14 protein-coding genes and 1 tRNA gene are annotated in these 16,682 nt (G+C 67.1%); 5 read left to right on the top strand and 10 right to left on the bottom strand.

Annotated features, from left to right (window positions below; translation table 11 throughout):
• Positions 1-51: 51 nt before the first annotated feature.
• The gene (locus AC5P68_RS00935; protein WP_111172794.1) at positions 52-1,008 is read right to left on the bottom strand and encodes a DUF2268 domain-containing putative Zn-dependent protease; all 957 of its coding nucleotides are present in this window, start codon (positions 1,006-1,008) and stop codon (positions 52-54) included.
• Positions 1,009-1,186: 178 nt separating this feature from the next.
• Here AC5P68_RS00935 and AC5P68_RS00930 point away from each other — a divergent pair.
• Positions 1,187-1,262, top strand: a tRNA-Lys gene (locus AC5P68_RS00930).
• Between the two features lie 75 nt (positions 1,263-1,337).
• On the opposite strand, the gene AC5P68_RS00925 is transcribed toward AC5P68_RS00930, so the two are convergent.
• Positions 1,338-1,676, bottom strand: a complete 339-nt coding sequence (locus tag AC5P68_RS00925; protein WP_005410743.1) for a hypothetical protein — start codon at positions 1,674-1,676, stop codon at positions 1,338-1,340.
• Positions 1,677-1,850: 174 nt separating this feature from the next.
• On the opposite strand from AC5P68_RS00925, the gene AC5P68_RS00920 reads away from it, so the two are divergent.
• The gene (locus tag AC5P68_RS00920) at positions 1,851-2,693 is read left to right on the top strand and encodes an alpha/beta hydrolase (RefSeq protein WP_033832976.1); all 843 of its coding nucleotides are present in this window, start codon (positions 1,851-1,853) and stop codon (positions 2,691-2,693) included.
• Positions 2,694-2,775: 82 nt separating this feature from the next.
• A complete protein-coding gene (locus tag AC5P68_RS00915; protein WP_288417951.1) occupies positions 2,776-3,714 on the top strand; it encodes an alpha/beta hydrolase in 939 nt (312 codons plus the stop codon).
• A gap of 8 nt (positions 3,715-3,722) precedes the next feature.
• Here AC5P68_RS00915 and AC5P68_RS00910 read toward each other — a convergent pair whose 3' ends face one another.
• Together AC5P68_RS00910 and AC5P68_RS00905 are read right to left on the bottom strand one after the other, a co-directional pair.
• The gene (locus AC5P68_RS00910; RefSeq protein ID WP_005414268.1) at positions 3,723-4,145 is read right to left on the bottom strand and encodes a response regulator; all 423 of its coding nucleotides are present in this window, start codon (positions 4,143-4,145) and stop codon (positions 3,723-3,725) included.
• Positions 4,146-4,237: 92 nt separating this feature from the next.
• Positions 4,238-5,005 carry a CPBP family glutamic-type intramembrane protease gene (locus AC5P68_RS00905; RefSeq protein ID WP_111172790.1) on the bottom strand — a complete coding sequence of 256 codons (768 nt, stop codon included), beginning with the start codon at positions 5,003-5,005 and terminating at the stop codon, positions 4,238-4,240.
• A 149-nt stretch (positions 5,006-5,154) separates the two neighbouring features.
• Here AC5P68_RS00905 and AC5P68_RS00900 point away from each other — a divergent pair, with 149 nt between their 5' ends.
• On the top strand, positions 5,155-5,463 hold the full coding sequence (locus AC5P68_RS00900) for a TFIIB-type zinc ribbon-containing protein (protein ID WP_024958169.1): 309 nt from the start codon (positions 5,155-5,157) through the stop codon (positions 5,461-5,463).
• Between the two features lie 78 nt (positions 5,464-5,541).
• Here the strand turns inward: AC5P68_RS00900 and AC5P68_RS00895 are convergent, their stop codons facing one another.
• From AC5P68_RS00895 to AC5P68_RS00870, 6 genes are all read right to left on the bottom strand, one after another.
• Positions 5,542-6,054, bottom strand: a complete 513-nt coding sequence (locus tag AC5P68_RS00895) for a GNAT family N-acetyltransferase (RefSeq protein WP_184014032.1) — start codon at positions 6,052-6,054, stop codon at positions 5,542-5,544.
• Positions 6,055-6,135: 81 nt separating this feature from the next.
• Complete coding sequence (locus AC5P68_RS00890; protein WP_049432718.1) at positions 6,136-7,176, bottom strand: copper resistance protein B; 1,041 nt, start codon at positions 7,174-7,176, stop codon at positions 6,136-6,138.
• Positions 7,173-8,981: a copper resistance system multicopper oxidase gene (locus AC5P68_RS00885; protein WP_033832971.1), complete on the bottom strand. Its 1,809-nt coding sequence runs from the start codon at positions 8,979-8,981 to the stop codon at positions 7,173-7,175. The genes AC5P68_RS00890 and AC5P68_RS00885 overlap by 4 nt, the downstream gene beginning before the upstream one ends.
• 75 nt (positions 8,982-9,056) lie before the next feature.
• Complete coding sequence (locus AC5P68_RS00880; protein ID WP_049396260.1) at positions 9,057-9,437, bottom strand: CopL family metal-binding regulatory protein; 381 nt, start codon at positions 9,435-9,437, stop codon at positions 9,057-9,059.
• Positions 9,438-9,591: 154 nt separating this feature from the next.
• Positions 9,592-11,397, bottom strand: a complete 1,806-nt coding sequence (gene recQ / locus AC5P68_RS00875) for a DNA helicase RecQ (protein WP_033832969.1) — start codon at positions 11,395-11,397, stop codon at positions 9,592-9,594.
• A 532-nt stretch (positions 11,398-11,929) separates the two neighbouring features.
• Positions 11,930-12,478, bottom strand: a complete 549-nt coding sequence (locus AC5P68_RS00870) for a Dps family protein (RefSeq protein WP_005410730.1) — start codon at positions 12,476-12,478, stop codon at positions 11,930-11,932.
• 86 nt (positions 12,479-12,564) lie between these two features.
• Between AC5P68_RS00870 and hrpA the strand changes: the two genes are divergently transcribed.
• Positions 12,565-16,650 (top strand): ATP-dependent RNA helicase HrpA, encoded by a 4,086-nt coding sequence (hrpA, locus tag AC5P68_RS00865; RefSeq protein ID WP_164209071.1) that lies wholly within the window; start codon positions 12,565-12,567, stop codon positions 16,648-16,650.
• The last annotated feature ends 32 nt before the right edge of the window (positions 16,651-16,682 follow it).

The raw sequence follows: 16,682 nt of genomic DNA, 5'->3' as shown, positions 1-16,682 counted from the left end.
GGGCGCGAACCATTGGATCGCACTCCCTGACCCGCCAGGCATGGCCCGGCGCTACCGCTGCCGCAGCCACCCCGACGCTTCAATAAACGCCCGCACCGCCTTCGGATCGGCATAGTTCAGCTCGATCATCCGCGCGACACCGGCTTTCTCGTCGGCTTGCTGGCGCATGTACTCCTGCGCGATGCGGTAGCCGGCGTAGTACCCCACATCACTTACCCCGAACGGATTACCGGCGCTGTTGTACAGCCAGTTGTCCAGATCCCCGCCGTCCATTTCAGCGACGAAACGCGCGCGGATTTCCGCTTCGTGCGCGGGCCCGTAGCTGTACAGCGGCAACGCTGGCCGACGCCCGCTCAGCCGTTCGGCCACATACTCCGCCACGCCTTCGCGCACCGCGTACTGCGCCAGGCTGCCGGTAGTTTCGCGCTGCTGGGTATGCACATACTCGTGCAGGTTGTTCTGCGCGTTGTTCGCCCCCGGACGGCTGTCGTAGAAGATCCGCAGGCGGCTGCGCATCGGCTCCGGCAGCTCGCTCACGTCCACGCGCTCATCGCCCAGCGCCATCTCCGCACCGATCAGTACCTTGTCACCCAGCGTGGTGCCACCGGTGCGAAGCACGCCCACGGCATAGGTGATGGTGGCCGGGCGCAGGGCGGAGTAGAGCGTGCGGAAGGCGGCCAGGTCCCGTTCCAGTGTGGCGCTGGCCTGCTGCGCGTTGGTGGTCAATGGGCGTACCGACGTCCAGAAGCGCGGCCACGCACGCATGGCCTCGGCGTATTCGCGGGCGGTGTAGTTGCGGACCTGCATCAGCGCATGCAGGCCAGGGCTGCCTGGATCGATGTAGCGCTCCTGCACCAGTGCGACCTGGCGTTCAACGTCCGGCTCGGCGCGCACCGCGTCATAGGTGGCCCAGAAGCGGCCGATGTCGTCGGTGGCGACCTGGGATGGGGCGGACAGTGCCGTACAGGGCAGCAACAGGGCGGCAATGAGGCAGAAGGGCAGGCGCATCCGTGGCTCCGGGCAGGAATCACAGCTGGGATGCGCGTGAGGCCCAGAAGGTTTAAGCGGGCTCACCAGATCGGGTAGTGCCGGCCGCTGGCCGGCAACCTCGACGCACCAGGGTTTCACCCGGCCCGGCAAAGTAGGGTAGAATGCCCACCCCGCCGAAAGGCTGGGGCAGTGCAATGGGCCGTTAGCTCAGTCGGTAGAGCAGAAGACTTTTAATCTTTTGGTCGAAGGTTCGAATCCTTCACGGCCCACCATTGCATCCAATGACCCAGGTCATTCAGAAAGGCACCGTAATGCGGTGCCTTTTTTGTTGCCCTGGTCCGTGGCCTCTACTTCGCCCGCATTCCCTTGGCTTTTGCGGCCGCCGCGTCGGCAGCTTGCTGTGCGGCCGTCGCTGCCGCATTCGCGGAACGCACGGCTTCCGCTTGAGCCGCGTCAAAGTCAGCCCGGCGCTGCGCGCTGATCCGGCGTTCCAGTTCTGAATATGCGACGTAGCTCTCCGGATACTTCGCGACGCAGGCCTGCTGCAGCAGCGGGATCGCGTGGTCGGACAATCCCGGTTGGAGGTGGGCGAGCAGGCAGTCCGCATACGCTGCGGATGCTGGCGGAGTGCTGCTGGACTGCGGTGAGGCGGCGGCAAGGGTGGTGGCGATCAATACACTCAACATGGGAACCTCCTTGTGGATATGAGCGTGGCGGCGACCAGTCCGTGAGCCAAGGTGCCCGTTGCATGACCATCACCGGCTCCATGGTGCTCCAGTTCCGGCAGATCGGCAAAGTGCCGCGAACGACAGTGCCTCCGGCGGTCTATGCTCGGCATCTTTCCCAGGATGGGCCGTCCCATGCGTCTGATCGTGCTGTCGCTGTTGTTGTCCGTCGTCTCCGCCGCGCCGCTGATGGCCGCCGAATCCGCGTCGCCCGCCGCCGCCACGCCGCTGGTCATCGGCGAGACCTTCACCGTCGAGTCGAAGGCGCTGGGCGAGACCCGTCGTATCAACGTCTACCGCCCGCAGCCGTGGGGGCTGGACCCGAAGGCACCGCTACCGGTGCTCTACATGCCCGACGGCGGCATCGGCGAGGACTTCCTGCATGTGGCCGGGCTGGTGCAGGTGCTCAGCGGCAACGGCAGCATGCGTCCGTTCCTGCTGATTGGCATCGAGAACACCGAGCGCCGCCGCGACATGACCGGCCCCAGCAAGGACCCGCAGGACCAGAAGATCGCGCCGCGCATCGGTGGCTCGGCGGCCTACCGCGCGTTCCTGCGCGATGAACTGATGCCGCAGGTACGCAAGCGCTACCCGATCACCGACGAGCGCGCGCTGATCGGCGAGTCGCTGGCCGGCCTGTTCGTGGTCGAGACGCTGCTGCAGGAGCCGACGCTGTTCAACAGCTATATCGCGCTGGACCCCAGCCTGTGGTGGAACCGTGGTGCAATGCTGGCCGGGGCGGCCAGACAGCTGCCGGCGGTGACGCGCACACGGCCGCGCGTGTTCCTGGCCAGCAGTGGGCAGCCGGAGCTGGCAGCCTCTGCCGCACAGCTGGCAACGCTGCTGGAGCAATCATCGCCATCTGCGCTGGTGAAGTACCTGCCGCTGCCGGAGGAAACCCACGCCACGATCTATCACCCGGCCGCATTGCAGGCGCTGCGCACGCTGTTCCCGGCGCCGCCGCCGGCCTCGCCCTGACCGCACTGGTACCCGGCTGCACACCATGCAACGATGCGGCAGCGGCGCCATCGGGTGCGCCGCCCGCAACGGGAGCGTGTGGATGCAGCGTGTGCGTGGATGGAGTGTGGCGGCCTGCCTGGCCGTGAGTGGCTGTGCGATGTCGGTCGCGCCGCCCGCAGTGCAGAGTGAAGCGAAGGACAGTGCGCCGACTGCCACGCCGGGTGTGGTGCTGCCAGACACCGAAGCGCTGCGCGTGCACGACCCTGTCGGCCGCGATTATCCGGTCTGGGTGGCGCTGCCGGCCGACTATGCGGCGCGTCCGGAAAAGCACTACCCGGTGCTGTACGTGACCGATGCGCTGTACAGCTTCCCGCTGGTGCGCAGCGTGCGCAACATGGTCGGGCAGAAGGGCGTCAACATCGAGGATTTCATCCTGGTCGGGCTGCCGCCGCAGGAAGGCCTGACCTCCAAGCAGAGCCGCTCGCGCGATTACACGCCCAGCGACCCGGCGCGTACCGATCCGCGTGATTACAGCGATGATGTCAGCTACGGCGGCGCGGCGCACTACCGCGATTTCCTCGCTGGGCAGGTACTGCCGATGATCGATGCGCGCTACCGCACCGATCCGGCGCGGCGTGCCTATGCGGGTCATTCCTATGGTGGCCTGTTCGGCGCCTATGTGCTGACCACGCGCCCGGACATGTTCCGCACCTACATCCTGTCCAGCCCATCGTTGTGGTTCGACGACCATCGGGTGCCGCGCATGCAGGCCGAAGCCAAGGCGCCGGCGCAGCCCACCACGGTGGTGCTGTCGGTGGGCAGCTTTGAAACGGTCAAGCCCGAACCGCGCTACTTCACCCGCAACGACATGCTGCGCCACAACGCCGAATTCGCCCAGCAGCTGCGCAGCAGCGGGCGATCGTTGAAGGTGGAGAACATGGTGATCGATGACGAGGATCACTTCACCGTCTACCCGGACATGATCACCCGCGCACTGCTGAAGGTGTTCCCGGGTACCGGACCGTACAGCAGCGGTTGATGAATGCCTCAGGCCGCCTGTGCATCCGGCCCGGTCAACACGCCCACATCGGCGTGCCGGAAGCACAGCCGGATGGCGTCGAGCAGCTCGCTCATGTTGTACGGCTTGGGCAGGAAATGGATGCCGTCGCGCAGCTGCGGCAGCACCTGGTGCTGGTCCATGCCCGACGTCACCAGGATCGGCAGCTGGGGATACAGGCCGCGGACCCGGTTGGCGGCTTCAATGCCACTGATCGCGCCCAGATTCACGTCGGTGAACAGCAGGTCGAAACGCTCACCGGCGGCCAGCAGGCCCAGCGCCGCTTCGGCAGAGCTCACGCCCACTACGTGGCAGGCCTGGCTTTCCAGCGCCAGCCGGCTCAGTTCGCGGGTTTCCTCGGCGTCCTCGATGAGCAGGACGCGGGGTTCAACGTGGCGCTTGGACAGCAACATGACGCGACAACTCCGGACAGCAACGGTGAAAAGGCGCGCAAGTATGCGCAAGCCGGTAGTGATCCCGACGTGCACGGCAAGCTAAGCGGGCGTTACAGGCTTCTCTGGCGCCGGAGCCGCACGTGCCAGGCCAGCACCGCGACCGCGAGCAGGGCGGTGCCGATGCGCAGGCTGGTGGCCTGCCAGCCCAATGCGAGGGCGTCATCGAGGCTGAACACATTCCAGGCCAGGTTCATCGAAACATGCAGGACCAGGCCGCACCAGAGCGTGTTGCCGTCAAGGTGGTCGAGCCAGGCGAAGATGAAGCCGCCCAGGCCGATCACCGCGCCGACGAACAGCGCGATGCCACCACCGTCGAACCCGCCGAAGCCGAACCAGTGCACCATGCCGAACAACAGCGCCTGCGGCAGTGCAAGCCATGGCCAGGGGCCGCGCACGATCTTCACCAGCAGCACGAAGCCCAGGCCGCGGAAGAGCACTTCCTCGGCCAGCGGGAACAGCACCGCCAGCATGGTGGCATCCAAGGCGGTCAGCGCGGTGTTCGGCGTGCCGAGCAGCGCCAGGCCGAGCCAGCAGGGCAGGCTGGCCAGCAACACCCACATTGGACCGCTCCAGCCGTTTGTGCGCAGCCCGAGGCTGGCCAGCAGGCTCATGCCACGGGGCCGCAGCAACGCGGCCAGCAGCAGTGCCACCAGTACCGCCAGCGCGTTGTCCAACAGGCTGCCGCCATAGGGGATGGGCAGTGCGGGAATCGGTGTGCCGATGGCCGTGGCGATATCGCGCAGGTTCAGGCCAAGGCCGACACCCAGCAGCACCAGCAACAGGCGTGCGGTGGTGGGCAGGCGGGACAACACGGTCATGTACGCATTCCCTGCGGAACAAGGACGCAGCGTGCCACGCGGTATGCATGTGGACACGCGCCGGAAGTCCCTGTGCCATCGGTCACGCGTTGCCGCACAGTCATCGCGGTGCAGGTACAGTCGAAACCAGACCGACAGGAGCAATGCCGATGCTGTGCCCCGTGTGCAAGACCCAGACGCTGCAGATGGCCGAACGCCATGGCATCGAGATTGATTACTGCCCGAGTTGCCGCGGTGTGTGGCTGGATCGTGGCGAGCTGGACAAGATCATCGAGCGCGCGGGTTCCGGTGCGGCCGTGTCGCCGCCTGCGCCCGTGCAGGCTCAGCCGGCGCCCGCGCCGCCGCCGGTGATGCATCGTGACACTCGCCACCTCGGCCAGCGCTACGAGGACAACCGCGGACACGGCTACAGGAAAAAGAAGAAGGACAGCTTCCTGTCGGAGTTGTTCGATTTCTAACGTGTAGAGTCGAGCCATGCCCGACTGGCTGTTGCTGCCAATAGTCGAGCATGGCTCGACTCTACAGGGCGCGCATGGTCACGGCCGCCGCAGGATGAACTCGCGGTCGCGCGTGTCACCGACGATGAAGTCGTACTCGCCAACCTTGCTGCAGCCATAGCGCGCGTAGAAGCGCTGCGCGCCGAAATTCTCTTCCCACACGCCCACCCACAGGGTGCGGCGCTGCGGCTGGTCCAGCCACGCCATGAACGCGTCCATCATGCGTGCACCATGTCCGCCGTTCTGGTGTCCGGCCAGGATGTAGAACCGCTTCAGTTCGATGTCACCCTCGCATGCATCCGTGTGCGGCAAGGTGTTGGCACCGGCGGCCAGGTAGCCGACCACGGCGTCATCGTCCAGCAACAGCCAGATGGCACTGCGTGGGTCGGACAGTTCGATGCGCTGCGGTTCGCTGCTGTAGTGCGCCTGCAGGAAATCGTGCAGCTCCTGCGGCGGATAGGAATCGCCCCAGGTTTCGTTGTACGTGGCGATGGCGATCGCCGACAGCGCGTCGACATCGGCAAGGGTGGCGCGGCGGATCTGCAACGACATGGCGGTGCCTGCATTGGAACGTGGCGAAGTGTAGCCGGCCCCGGCGGCTGCCGGGGCTGGCCATTGCTCACGATCTGCTGCTCAGAACCACATGCGCACGCCGGCCACCCAGCGCGTGTCGCGCGCGTGGTCACCGGCATAGTCGGCGGTGTCGCCAAAACTGCGTTCGTGACTGATGCCGATGTAGGGCGCGAAGCGACGGCTGAACTCGTAGCGCAGGCGCAGGCCGGCCTCTACCTTGTTCAGGCCACGGCCGATGCCGTACTCCTGCTCGTCCTTGGCCGCAACGGTAGCTTCCAGTAGCGGCTGCAGGATCAATCGGTTGGTCAGCAGCACGTCGTACTCGACCTCGGCCTTGGCCAGCACCTGGCCGCCGGAGCCCATGTACAGCGTGGCCGAGCTTTCGAACTTGTACGGCGCAAGACCCTGGATGCCGATGGCCGCCCATGTGCGCGAGTCGGACGGGCGGAAGTCCTGGCGCACGCCGACCAGCACGTCCCACCACGGCGACACGCTGCGACCATACAGTGCTTCCAGTGACGACGATTCGGTGCGGCCGCGGCTGCGTTCGCCATCGGTGCGCAGCCACAGGCGGTTGATGTTGCCGCCGATCCAGCCGGTGGCTTCCCATGCCTGGCCGTTGCTGCTCTTGCCATCCCAATGCTCAAGCCGGTCGATCAGCAGCAGGCTGTTGATCTCCGGCGCGTGCTCCATCGCGCCATGCGCGATCTGCGGGAAGGCGGCGGCGCGGTCGGCATCGGTCGGGACCGGGATCGGTTCGCGCGGTTCGGTGGGTGCAGGCGTGCCGTGGCCCATCGCCGCGTGATCCATGCTGGAGTGATCCATCTTGGAATGGTCCATCGTCGCCGGCTGCATCGCGCCATGGTCCATCTTCGAGTGGTCCATCGTGGAGTGGTCCATGCCGGCGTGATCCGCCGTACCCATGTCCATCTCCGAATGATCCATCTTTGAATGATCGACCGGTTCGGCCGGGGTCTTCGCGCTCTTCGCAGGCGCGTTCATCGCGCCCATGTCATGGCCGGCGTGCGACTGCGCGAACACCGGCAACGCGGCGGCGAGGCCCAGGGCCAGCAGGGTGGGGGAAAGCAGTGAGCGGCTCATTCTTCGATCCTCACTTCGCGCATCATGCCCGCTTCCATGTGGTACAGCAGATGGCAGTGGTAGGCCCAGCGGCCGAGTGCATCGGCGCGCACGCGATAGCTGCGGCGGGTGCCCGGCGGCATGTCGATGGTGTGCTTGCGGACCTGGAACTCACCTTGCGCGTTTTCCAGATCGCTCCACACGCCGTGCAGGTGGATCGGGTGCTGCATCATGGTGTCGTTGACCAGCACGATGCGCATGCGCTCGCCGTAGTTCAGCCGCAGCGGCTCGGCGCTGGCGAACGGGACGCCATCGAACGACCAGGAGAACTTCTCCATGTGGCCGGTCAGGTGCAGCTCGATCTCGCGGCTCGGCTCGCGGCCATCCGGGTCTTCGAACAGGCTGCGCATCGCGCCGTAGGTCAGCACCTGGCGGCCGTTGCCGCGCAGGCCGATGCCAGGGTCGTCCAGCTTCGGCTCGGTGGCCGAACTCTGCATGTCCACCAGCGGGTTGTTGCGCTCGCTGGCCGGATGCTTCGGTACCTTGCTGGCGGCACCGCCGCCGTGCGCACCGTGGCCCATGCTGGCGCCGCAGCTACCTTCCGTGCCCTTCATCGCGGCCATGTCGTGGCCACCATGGCCACCACTGCTCATGTCGTGCCCCATGTCGCTCATCGTCAGCAACGGGCGTGGGTCGCGCGCGGGAATCGGTGCCTGCAGCCCGTGGCGTACCGCCAGCGTGCCGGCGGCGTAGCCGGTGCGACCCATGTCCTGGCAGAAAATGGTGAACGCATCCTGGCCGGTGGGTTCGACCAGCACGTCGTAGGTTTCGGCGGGAGCGATGCGGAATTCGTCGATGCTGACCGGGTGGATGTACTGGCCGTCAGCGGCCACCACGGTCATCTTCAAACCGGGGATGCGCACGTCGAAGTAGGTCATCGACCCGCCGTTGATGAAGCGCAGCAGCACCTTTTCGCCACTGCGGAACAGGCCGGTCCAGTTGCCGGCCGGGGCGGTGCCGTTCATCAGGTAGGTGTAGGTATGCGCGTTGATATCGGAGATATCGGTGGGCGTCATCCGCATCCGGCCCCACATGCCACGGTCGGACAGCGCCGCGGACCAACCGTCGCGTTTCGCGTCGCGCAGGAAGTCGGGCAGGGTGCGCTTGTAGTAGTTGTCGTGCTCGGCCAGCTTCTTCATGCGCCGGAACAGCGCGCCCGGATCCATGTCGGTCCAGTCCGACAGCATGATCACGTGCTCGCGGTCGTGGTGGTACGGCGCCGGTTCGGCCGGGTCGATGATCAGCGCGCCGTACAGGCCGGCCTGTTCCTGGAACATCGAGTGGCTGTGGTACCAGTAGGTGCCCGACTGCTTCAGCTGGAAGTGGTAGTGGTAGGTTTCGCCGGGGCCGATGCCGTTGAAGCTCAGGCCCGGCACGCCGTCCATGTTGGCCGGCAGCAGGATGCCGTGCCAGTGGATGGAGGTCGGGTGGCGTTCCAGCGTGTTGCGCACGAACAGGTCCACGGTCTGGCCTTCGCGCCAGCGCAGGATCGGGGCCGGCAACGAGCCGTTGACGGTGATCGCCGGGCGGGTGCGGCCGGTGAAATTGGCCAGCGATTCGCCGATGGCCAGTTCGATGCGGGTATCGCTGAGCACGGCAGGGGCACCGGCCAACCGTGGGGCGGCAGTGGCGGCGGCGAGCGCGCGCTGCGGCACGCCGACAGCGGCGATGCCGGCGACCACGCCACCGGCGGCCAGGCCCTGCACGAACAGGCGGCGCGACGGCATGGGCACAGCGCCCGGACCGGGGGGATTGCGGGTATTCATGGTGGAGACTCCAGACACGGAAAGACGCCGGCAGGCCGCCGGCTCCGGTGCGCAGGGCGCACAGTGCGTGGGGAATCAGCCGATGGGAGGGCGTGAGATCGGCGGCAGCGGCGGCGACGGGCGGCCGGTGGCCGGCATCGGCTGTGGTGCCAGCGACAACGCCGGGCCGGCCATGAACGGCAACGCCTGCACCACCAGCAGCGGGTGCTGGGCGCAGCTGCGCACGCAGTCCTTGATCTGGCAGTGGGCGTCGTGGGCGGGGGCCTTGGCCTGCGGGGCCTGATCGGCCTGCATGGCGGCGTGGTGGTGGCAGTCGGCATTGCCGCCTTCAAGGGCGGCTGCCGCGTGGGCCATCCGGCCCATTTCCTCGTGACCGCTGGCCATGGCCGCGTTCAGCCCGTTGAGCAGCAGGCTGAGCATGAGCACGACACGAAGCAGGGTCGAGGCGAGGGACATGGCGCTAATCTAGCCGCAAGCGGCCGTGGATGCACTTCCGGCTGAATGGCCGGTTCAAGGATGGACCTGCACCAATGTAGAGCCGAACCCGCGCTCGGCTGCTTCTGCGGCCACGGCAGCCGAGCGTGGGCTCGGCGCTACAGGGAGCCCGGCGTTACCCTTCTTCGCGCACGATCTCGACCAGTCGCGGGCCGTAGCGGCTCAGCTTGGTGCCGCCGATGCCGCCGACCCGGGCCAGTTCATCCAGGCTGGTCGGGCGCTGCTCGGCGATGTTGCGCAGGGTGCTGTCGTGGAAGATCACGAAGGCCGGCACGTTCTGTTCGCGCGCCAGTTCGGCACGCAGCCCGCGCAGGGCGTTGAACAGTGCCAGGTCCTGCGGCAGTACCGACAAGCCGGTGCGCTGCGCACTGCGCTCGCGTCCGCTGGTGCTGCTGGCCGGGTCGCGGCGCATGCTGATCTGGCGGCGGCCGGTCAGTACGTCACGGCTGGCATCGGTCAGGCGCAGGCCACCGTGGCCCTCGCTGTCCACTTCCAGCAGGCTGGTGGCGACCAGCTGGCGGAACACGCTGCGCCAGGTGCGCGCATCCAGATCGCGGCCGATGGCGTAGGTGCTGAGCTTGTCGTGGCCCTGCTGCTTCACCTTCTCGTTCTCGCTGCCACGCAGGACGTCGATCAGGTGGCCGACGCCGAAGCGCTGGCCGGTGCGGTAGACACAGCTCAGTGCCTTCTGCGCCGGAATGGTCGCGTCCCACGAGGCCGGCGGCGTCAGGCAGTTGTCGCAGTTGCCGCACGGCTGGGGATAGGTCTCGCCGAAACCGGCCAGCAGCACCTGGCGGCGGCACTGCATGGATTCGCAGTAGCCCAGCAGGTGATCGAGCTTGCCCCGCTCCAGCTGCTTGCGTTCTTCGCCGGCCTCGGATTGTTCGATCATCTGCTTGAGCAGTACCACGTCGCCCAGGCCGTAGCACAGCCAGGCCTCGGCAGCTTCGCCATCACGACCAGCGCGGCCGGTTTCCTGGTAGTAGCCTTCCATCGACTTGGGCAGGTCGGTATGCGCCACGAAGCGCACGTCCGGCTTGTCGATGCCCATGCCGAAGGCAATGGTGGCGCACATGACGATGCCGTCCTCGCGCAGGAAGCGGCGCTGGTTGTTCGCGCGCACTTCCGGCGGCAGGCCGGCGTGGTAGGCCAGGGCGTTGAAGCCCTGGCCGCAGAGGAATTCAGCGGTCTCCTCGACCTTGCGCCGCGACATGCAGTAGACGATGCCGGCCTCGCCACGGTGGCCGCGCAGGAAATCGGTCAGCTGCTTGCGCGCGTTGTCCTTCTGCACCACGGTGTAGCGGATGTTGGGGCGGTCGAAGGAGCTGACGAAGTGGCGTGCTTCCTGCAGGTCGAGGCGCTCGGCGATCTCGCGCTGGGTCGGCGGGTCGGCGGTGGCGGTGAGCGCGATCCGCGGGATCTGCGGCCAGCGCTCGTGCAGTACGGTCAGCTGGCGGTATTCCGGGCGGAAGTCGTGGCCCCACTGCGACACGCAGTGGGCTTCGTCGATGGCGAACAGGGCGATCTGGCTGCGCGACAACAGCGACAGGAAGCGGCCGGTCAGCAGCCGCTCGGGAGCGACATAGAGCATGTCCAGCTCACCCGCGAGCAGTTCGCGCTCGACGCGGCCGGCGGTCTCGGCATCCAGGGTTGAATTCAGGTACTCGGCACGCACGCCGAGCTGGCGCAGGGCTTCGACCTGGTCCTGCATCAGCGCGATCAGCGGCGAGATGACGATGCCACATCCGTCACGCAGCAGGGCCGGGACCTGGTAGCACAGCGACTTGCCACCGCCGGTGGGCATCAGCACCAGGGCATCATGACCGGCAGCCACATGCTCCACGATGTCCTGCTGCGGACCACGGAAATCGTCGTAACCAAAGACGCGTTGGAGCAGGTCGTGCGCGGGACGGGAAGCCATCCGGCTAGTTTACCCCGGCGGGGGAGTCGGCAGGGCTGCGCCCTGCACCTGCTACAAGCCAGAGCAACGTCAAAGGCAACAGCCGGCTCTGGGGGGGATTCGTGGTTTGGTGGGGCGGTGTCGGAGTGCGGGGACGCCGCAAGTACGTCCGTGTAGGCTTGGCAGCCGCATCCATGCGGCTGACACCCCGCAATCCGATACCGCCCCACCTTCGACAGTTTCCCGCGGCCGTTGGTGGGTGTCGACCTTGGTCGACACCTCTGTCAGATATCGAATGAATTCATCCGTGTCGACCAAGGTCGACACCTACCAGAGCGGACGCTGTTCCAGCAGATCGCGAAAATCTGTCGAAGGCGGGGTGGGGCCGGTGGCAGGGGTGTCCGCGGCATGGATGCCGCGGCCAAGCCCCCAAGGACGGGTTTACGGCGTCCCCTGCCACCGGACCCACCCCGCCAGCCCACAGATAGCCAGCTTTTGACGTTGCCGTTGCCCCGGCGGGTGCAGGGCGCAGCCCTGCCGAGCCCCCCAACCCTTACTGGAGCAGGGAACGCAGCATCCAGGCGTACTTCTCGTGTGTCTGCAGCCGCTGGGTCATCAGATCCTCGGTCGGGGCGTCGTCCCCCTTGGCCGCCACCTCCAGCACTTCACGTGCCGTACGGCAGACTGCTTCGTTGGCGACCACCAACTGGCGTACCATTTCACGCCAGTCCGCACTGTCGGTCAGGCCCGGTTCCTCGGCGATCGAGGTCAGCGCAGCGAATTCCCGGTAGGAGCCCGGGGCATTGAAGCCCAGCGCGCGGATGCGCTCGGCCACGTCGTCCAGTGCCGCCCACTGCTCGGTGTACTGCGTCTCGAACATGGTGTGCAGCGAGTTGAACATCGACCCGGTCACGTTCCAGTGGAAGTTGTGCGTCTTCAGGTAGAGCGTGAACGCATCGGCCTGGAAGCGCGACAGACCGTCGGCGATCTTCTTGCGGTCGCCCTGGGTGATCCCGATATCGATGTTCGGTGCCGACGGTGCCGCCGCAGCAAGCTTCTGCTTGCCGGTTTTGGCCTTGGTCGTGCTCTTGGTCTTCGCCATGGGGTTCCTCCTTGTGGAATCGTTGGCCTTCACAATAAACCGGTCGTGATGACTGGTCGCTTTCAAAGTTTTGAACGAACCGATTGATGAACTCTATCGATAAAAATCCATCGCCCCGCCTGCGCCAACAGCGTGCCGCCATCGACGGCGCCATGAGCCGCGACCGGGGCCGTTTGCTGGGGATGCTCTCGCGTTGCCAGGCCAAGCCACAGGATGCGGCACTGGCCGCCACCTTCGAGCAGGCCTTGCAGGCGTCGGTGCAGCGCCGGCAGGTGCGGGCGCAACAGCAGCCGTCCATTACTCTGGACCCGCAGCTGCCGATTGCGCGTGAAGCCGACGCCATCATCGGGCTGATCCGCGAACACCAGGTGGTGGTGATCGCCGGTGAAACCGGCTCGGGCAAGACCACCCAACTGCCGAAACTGTGCCTGGCCGCCGGCCGTGGCCAGGCCGGCATGATCGGCTGCACCCAGCCGCGACGGATTGCCGCACGTGCGGTGGCCAGCCGTGTCGCACAGGAACTGCAGAGTGAACTGGGCCAGCTGGTCGGCTACCAGGTGCGCTTCAATGACAAGGTCAGCGAAGACAGCCGCATCAAGTTCATGACCGACGGCATCCTGCTGGCGGAGATCGCCAGTGACCGCTGGCTGTCGAACTACGACACGATCATCGTCGACGAGGCGCACGAACGCAGCCTCAACATCGATTTCCTGCTGGGCTACCTGAAGCAGCTGCTGCGCAAGCGCCCGGACCTGAAGCTGATCGTCACCTCGGCCACCATCGACACCGAACGCTTCGCCCAGCATTTCGACAATGCGCCGGTGATCAGCGTCGAAGGCCGTACCTATCCGGTGGAAGTGCGCTACCGCGCGCTGGAAGGCGAGGGCGAAGACCAGGGCGAACGCACCGTCAACGACGCCATCGTGTCGGCCATCGACGAGATCACCCGCCTGGATGCGCGCGGCGACGTGCTGATCTTCCTGCCGGGCGAGCGCGAGATCCGCGATGCGCACCAGTCGCTGGAACGGCGCAAGTACCGCAATACCGAGGTGCTGCCGTTGTACGCGCGGCTGTCCAACCAAGACCAGGACCGCGTGTTCAACCCCGGGCCGAACCGGCGTATCGTGCTGGCCACCAACGTGGCCGAAACCTCGCTGACGGTGCCGCGCATCCGTTACGTGGTCGATCCGGGTTTCGCCCGCGTCAAGCGCTACAGCCCGCGCAACAAGCTGGACCGCCTGCACATCGAGCCGATCTCGCAGGCCAGCGCCAACCAGCGCAAAGGTCGCTGCGGACGTATCGCCGAAGGTATCTGTTACCGCCTGTACGCCGAAGCCGATTTCCAGGCGCGGCCCGAATTCACCGATCCAGAGATCCGCCGCTCCAGCCTGGCCGGGGTGATCCTGCGCATGCTGCAGCTGGGCCTGGGCCGCATCGAGGATTTCCCGTTCCTGGAAGCGCCGGACGAGCGTGCGGTGGCCGATGGCTGGCAGCAACTGACCGAACTGGGCGCGATCGATGCCGAGCGGCGCATGACCACCATCGGCAAGCAGATGGCACGCCTGCCGGTGGACGTGAAGCTTGCGCGCATGCTGGTGGCCGCGCAGGCTGCAGGCTGCCTGCGGCCGATGCTGGTGATCGCCTCGTTCCTGGGCATCCAGGACCCGCGCGAACGCCCACCCGAAGCGCGTGGTGCGGCCGACAGCGCGCACGCGCAGTTCGCCGATGGCCGCTCCGAGTTCGTTGGCGTGCTGCGCCTGTGGGATGCCTACCGGCAGGCCCATGAAGACCTGACCCAGTCCAAGCTGCGCGACTGGTGCGGACGTCATTTCCTCGGCTTCCTGCGCATGCGCGAGTGGCGCGAGCTGCATCGCCAGCTGCGGCTGCTGTGCGAGGAACTGGGCTGGAAGGAGGAGGCCAGCGAGGCGTCGATGGCGCCGTTGCTGGCCGGCAGCAGTGCGCCGGCACCGGCGCGTGACGACGCGGCGGCGGTGAAAGCCACCCGGGGCCAGCTGCACCGCGCCGCGCGCCTGGCCCGCGAAGGCAAGGCGGAGGCCGCACCGGCGCCGGTGGCCGTGCGCGCGCAGAAGGAACAGGCGCCGGTTGGCGGCGGTTTCAGCGAACGCGTGCGCGCCGCCGCCTACCAGACCCTGCACCGGGCGCTGGTGGCGGGCCTGCCGACGCAGATCGGCCACCGCACCGAGAAGGGCGATTTCCAGGCACCACGCCAGCGCCGGTTCCTGCCGTTCCCGGGGTCGGCGCTGTCCAAGCGGCCGCCGCCGTGGCTGCTGGTGGCCAACCTGCTGGATACGCAGAAGGTGTGGGGCATGACCCTGGCCGCGATCGAACCGGACTGGGTGATTGCCGAGCTGCCGCACCTGCTGCTGCGCAAGCACTTCGATCCGCACTGGTCGCGCGCGCAGGGACAGGTGCTGGCCTCCGAGCAGATCAGCCTGTTCGGCCTGGTGCTGGCGCCGAAGAAGCCGGTGCATTACGGCCGCATCGAGCCGGGCGAGGCACATGACATCTTCGTGCGCCAGGCACTGGTGACCGGCGAGATCAACACCCGCGCCAGTTTCGTGGCCGACAACCAGAAAGTGCTGGAGGTCGCCCGCGAGGAGGAAGCCAAGCTGCGCCGCGCCGGCATCGTCGCCGACGAGGACTGGCAGGCGCGCTGGTACCTGGACCGGGTGCCGCCGCAGATCCATTCGGCGGCGGGCCTGGATGCCTGGTGGAAGGGGCTGGTGCCGGAACAGCGCAAGACCCTGCACTGGTCGCTCGCAGACTTGCTGCCCGGAGAGGGCAGTGAGCAGGAGCGCTACCCGAAATACCTGGCGCTGGGCCAGGCGCGGTTGCCGCTGCACTACCGCTTCGAGCCGGGTGCCGACGATGACGGCGTGACCCTGGACGTGCCGCTGCACCTGCTCAATGCACTGGACCCGGTGCAGCTGGGCTGGCTGGCGCCGGGCTTCGTCGCCGACAAGGCCTCGGCACTGATCCGCAGCCTGCCCAAGGCAACGCGCCGCAACTACGTGCCGGCGCCGGACTTCGGCCGCGCGTTCTACGAGGCGTTCCCGCAGCCCAGCGCCGATGCCATCACCGGCGAACTGGCACGTTTCCTGTCACGTGCAACCGGTGCCACCGTGACCGCGCTCGATTTCGAGCCCGGTTCGATCGAGCCGCACCTGCACATGAACCTGCGGCTGCGCGACGAGCAGGGCAAGGTGCTGGCCACTTCGCGTGATCTGGACGCACTGCGCGCGAAATTCGGCGGTCGTGCCGGCGATGCGTTCGCTGCACGCGCTGGCCGCGAGATGGCGGCCGATGGCCTGCGCACGTTCCCGGCCACGCCGATGCCGCTGCAGGTGCCCGGTGAAGCCGGCGTTCCGGCCTATCCGGCATTGCTGGACGAGGGTGACAGCGTGGCGCTGCGCATCTTCGCCGATCGGCAGCAGGCACAGGAGGCTCACCCGCTGGGCGTGCGCCGGCTGCTGGAGTTCGCCCTGGCCGAGAAGGTCAAGCAGGCGCGCAAGCAGCTGCCGGTGGGCGCCAAGACCGGCCTGTTGTATGCGGCGATCGAGTCGCAGGAGCGCCTGCGCGGAGACCTGGTGGATGCGGCGATGAACGCGGTGTTGGCGGAGGGCCTGGAAGACATCCGCGATGCGGCGGCCTTCGAACAGCGCCGTGAGCATGCGGCCAAGGCCCTGTTCGGCGAGGCCATGTCGCGGCTGAAACTGGCCGAAACCATCCTGGCGCTGGTGGCGGAACTGAAGCCGATGCTGGAAGCACCGTTGATGGGTTGGGCGCGCGGCAACCTGGACGACATGGAAGCGCAGCTGTCCGGGCTGATCCACCCCGGCTTCCTGCGCGACACGCCGGCCGACGCGCTGGCGCAGTATCCGCGCTACCTGAAGGCGATGATCCTGCGCAGCGAACGCGCCAAGCGTGATCCGCCACGTGACCAGGCACGCATGCTGGAACTGCATCCGTTCCTGGAAGCGCTGGAAACGGCAGAGCAGCAGGGCCTGCGCGATCGCCCGCAATGGCAGGCGCTGCGCTGGGACCTGGAAGAGCTGCGGGTGTCACTGTTCGCGCAGGAGCTGGGGGCACGTACCGGCATTTCGGCGAAGAAGCTGGCGCAGCGGGTGACGGCACTGCGCCAGGCCTCGTAACCCCCGACCCGACCCCGCCGGACGATGACCGG

It is taken from the genome of Stenotrophomonas sp. YJH_SMC_58 (assembly GCF_059369635.1).
The sequence above is the reverse complement of the archived record's forward strand: the minus strand, read 5'-3'. Positions and strand labels throughout refer to the sequence as shown.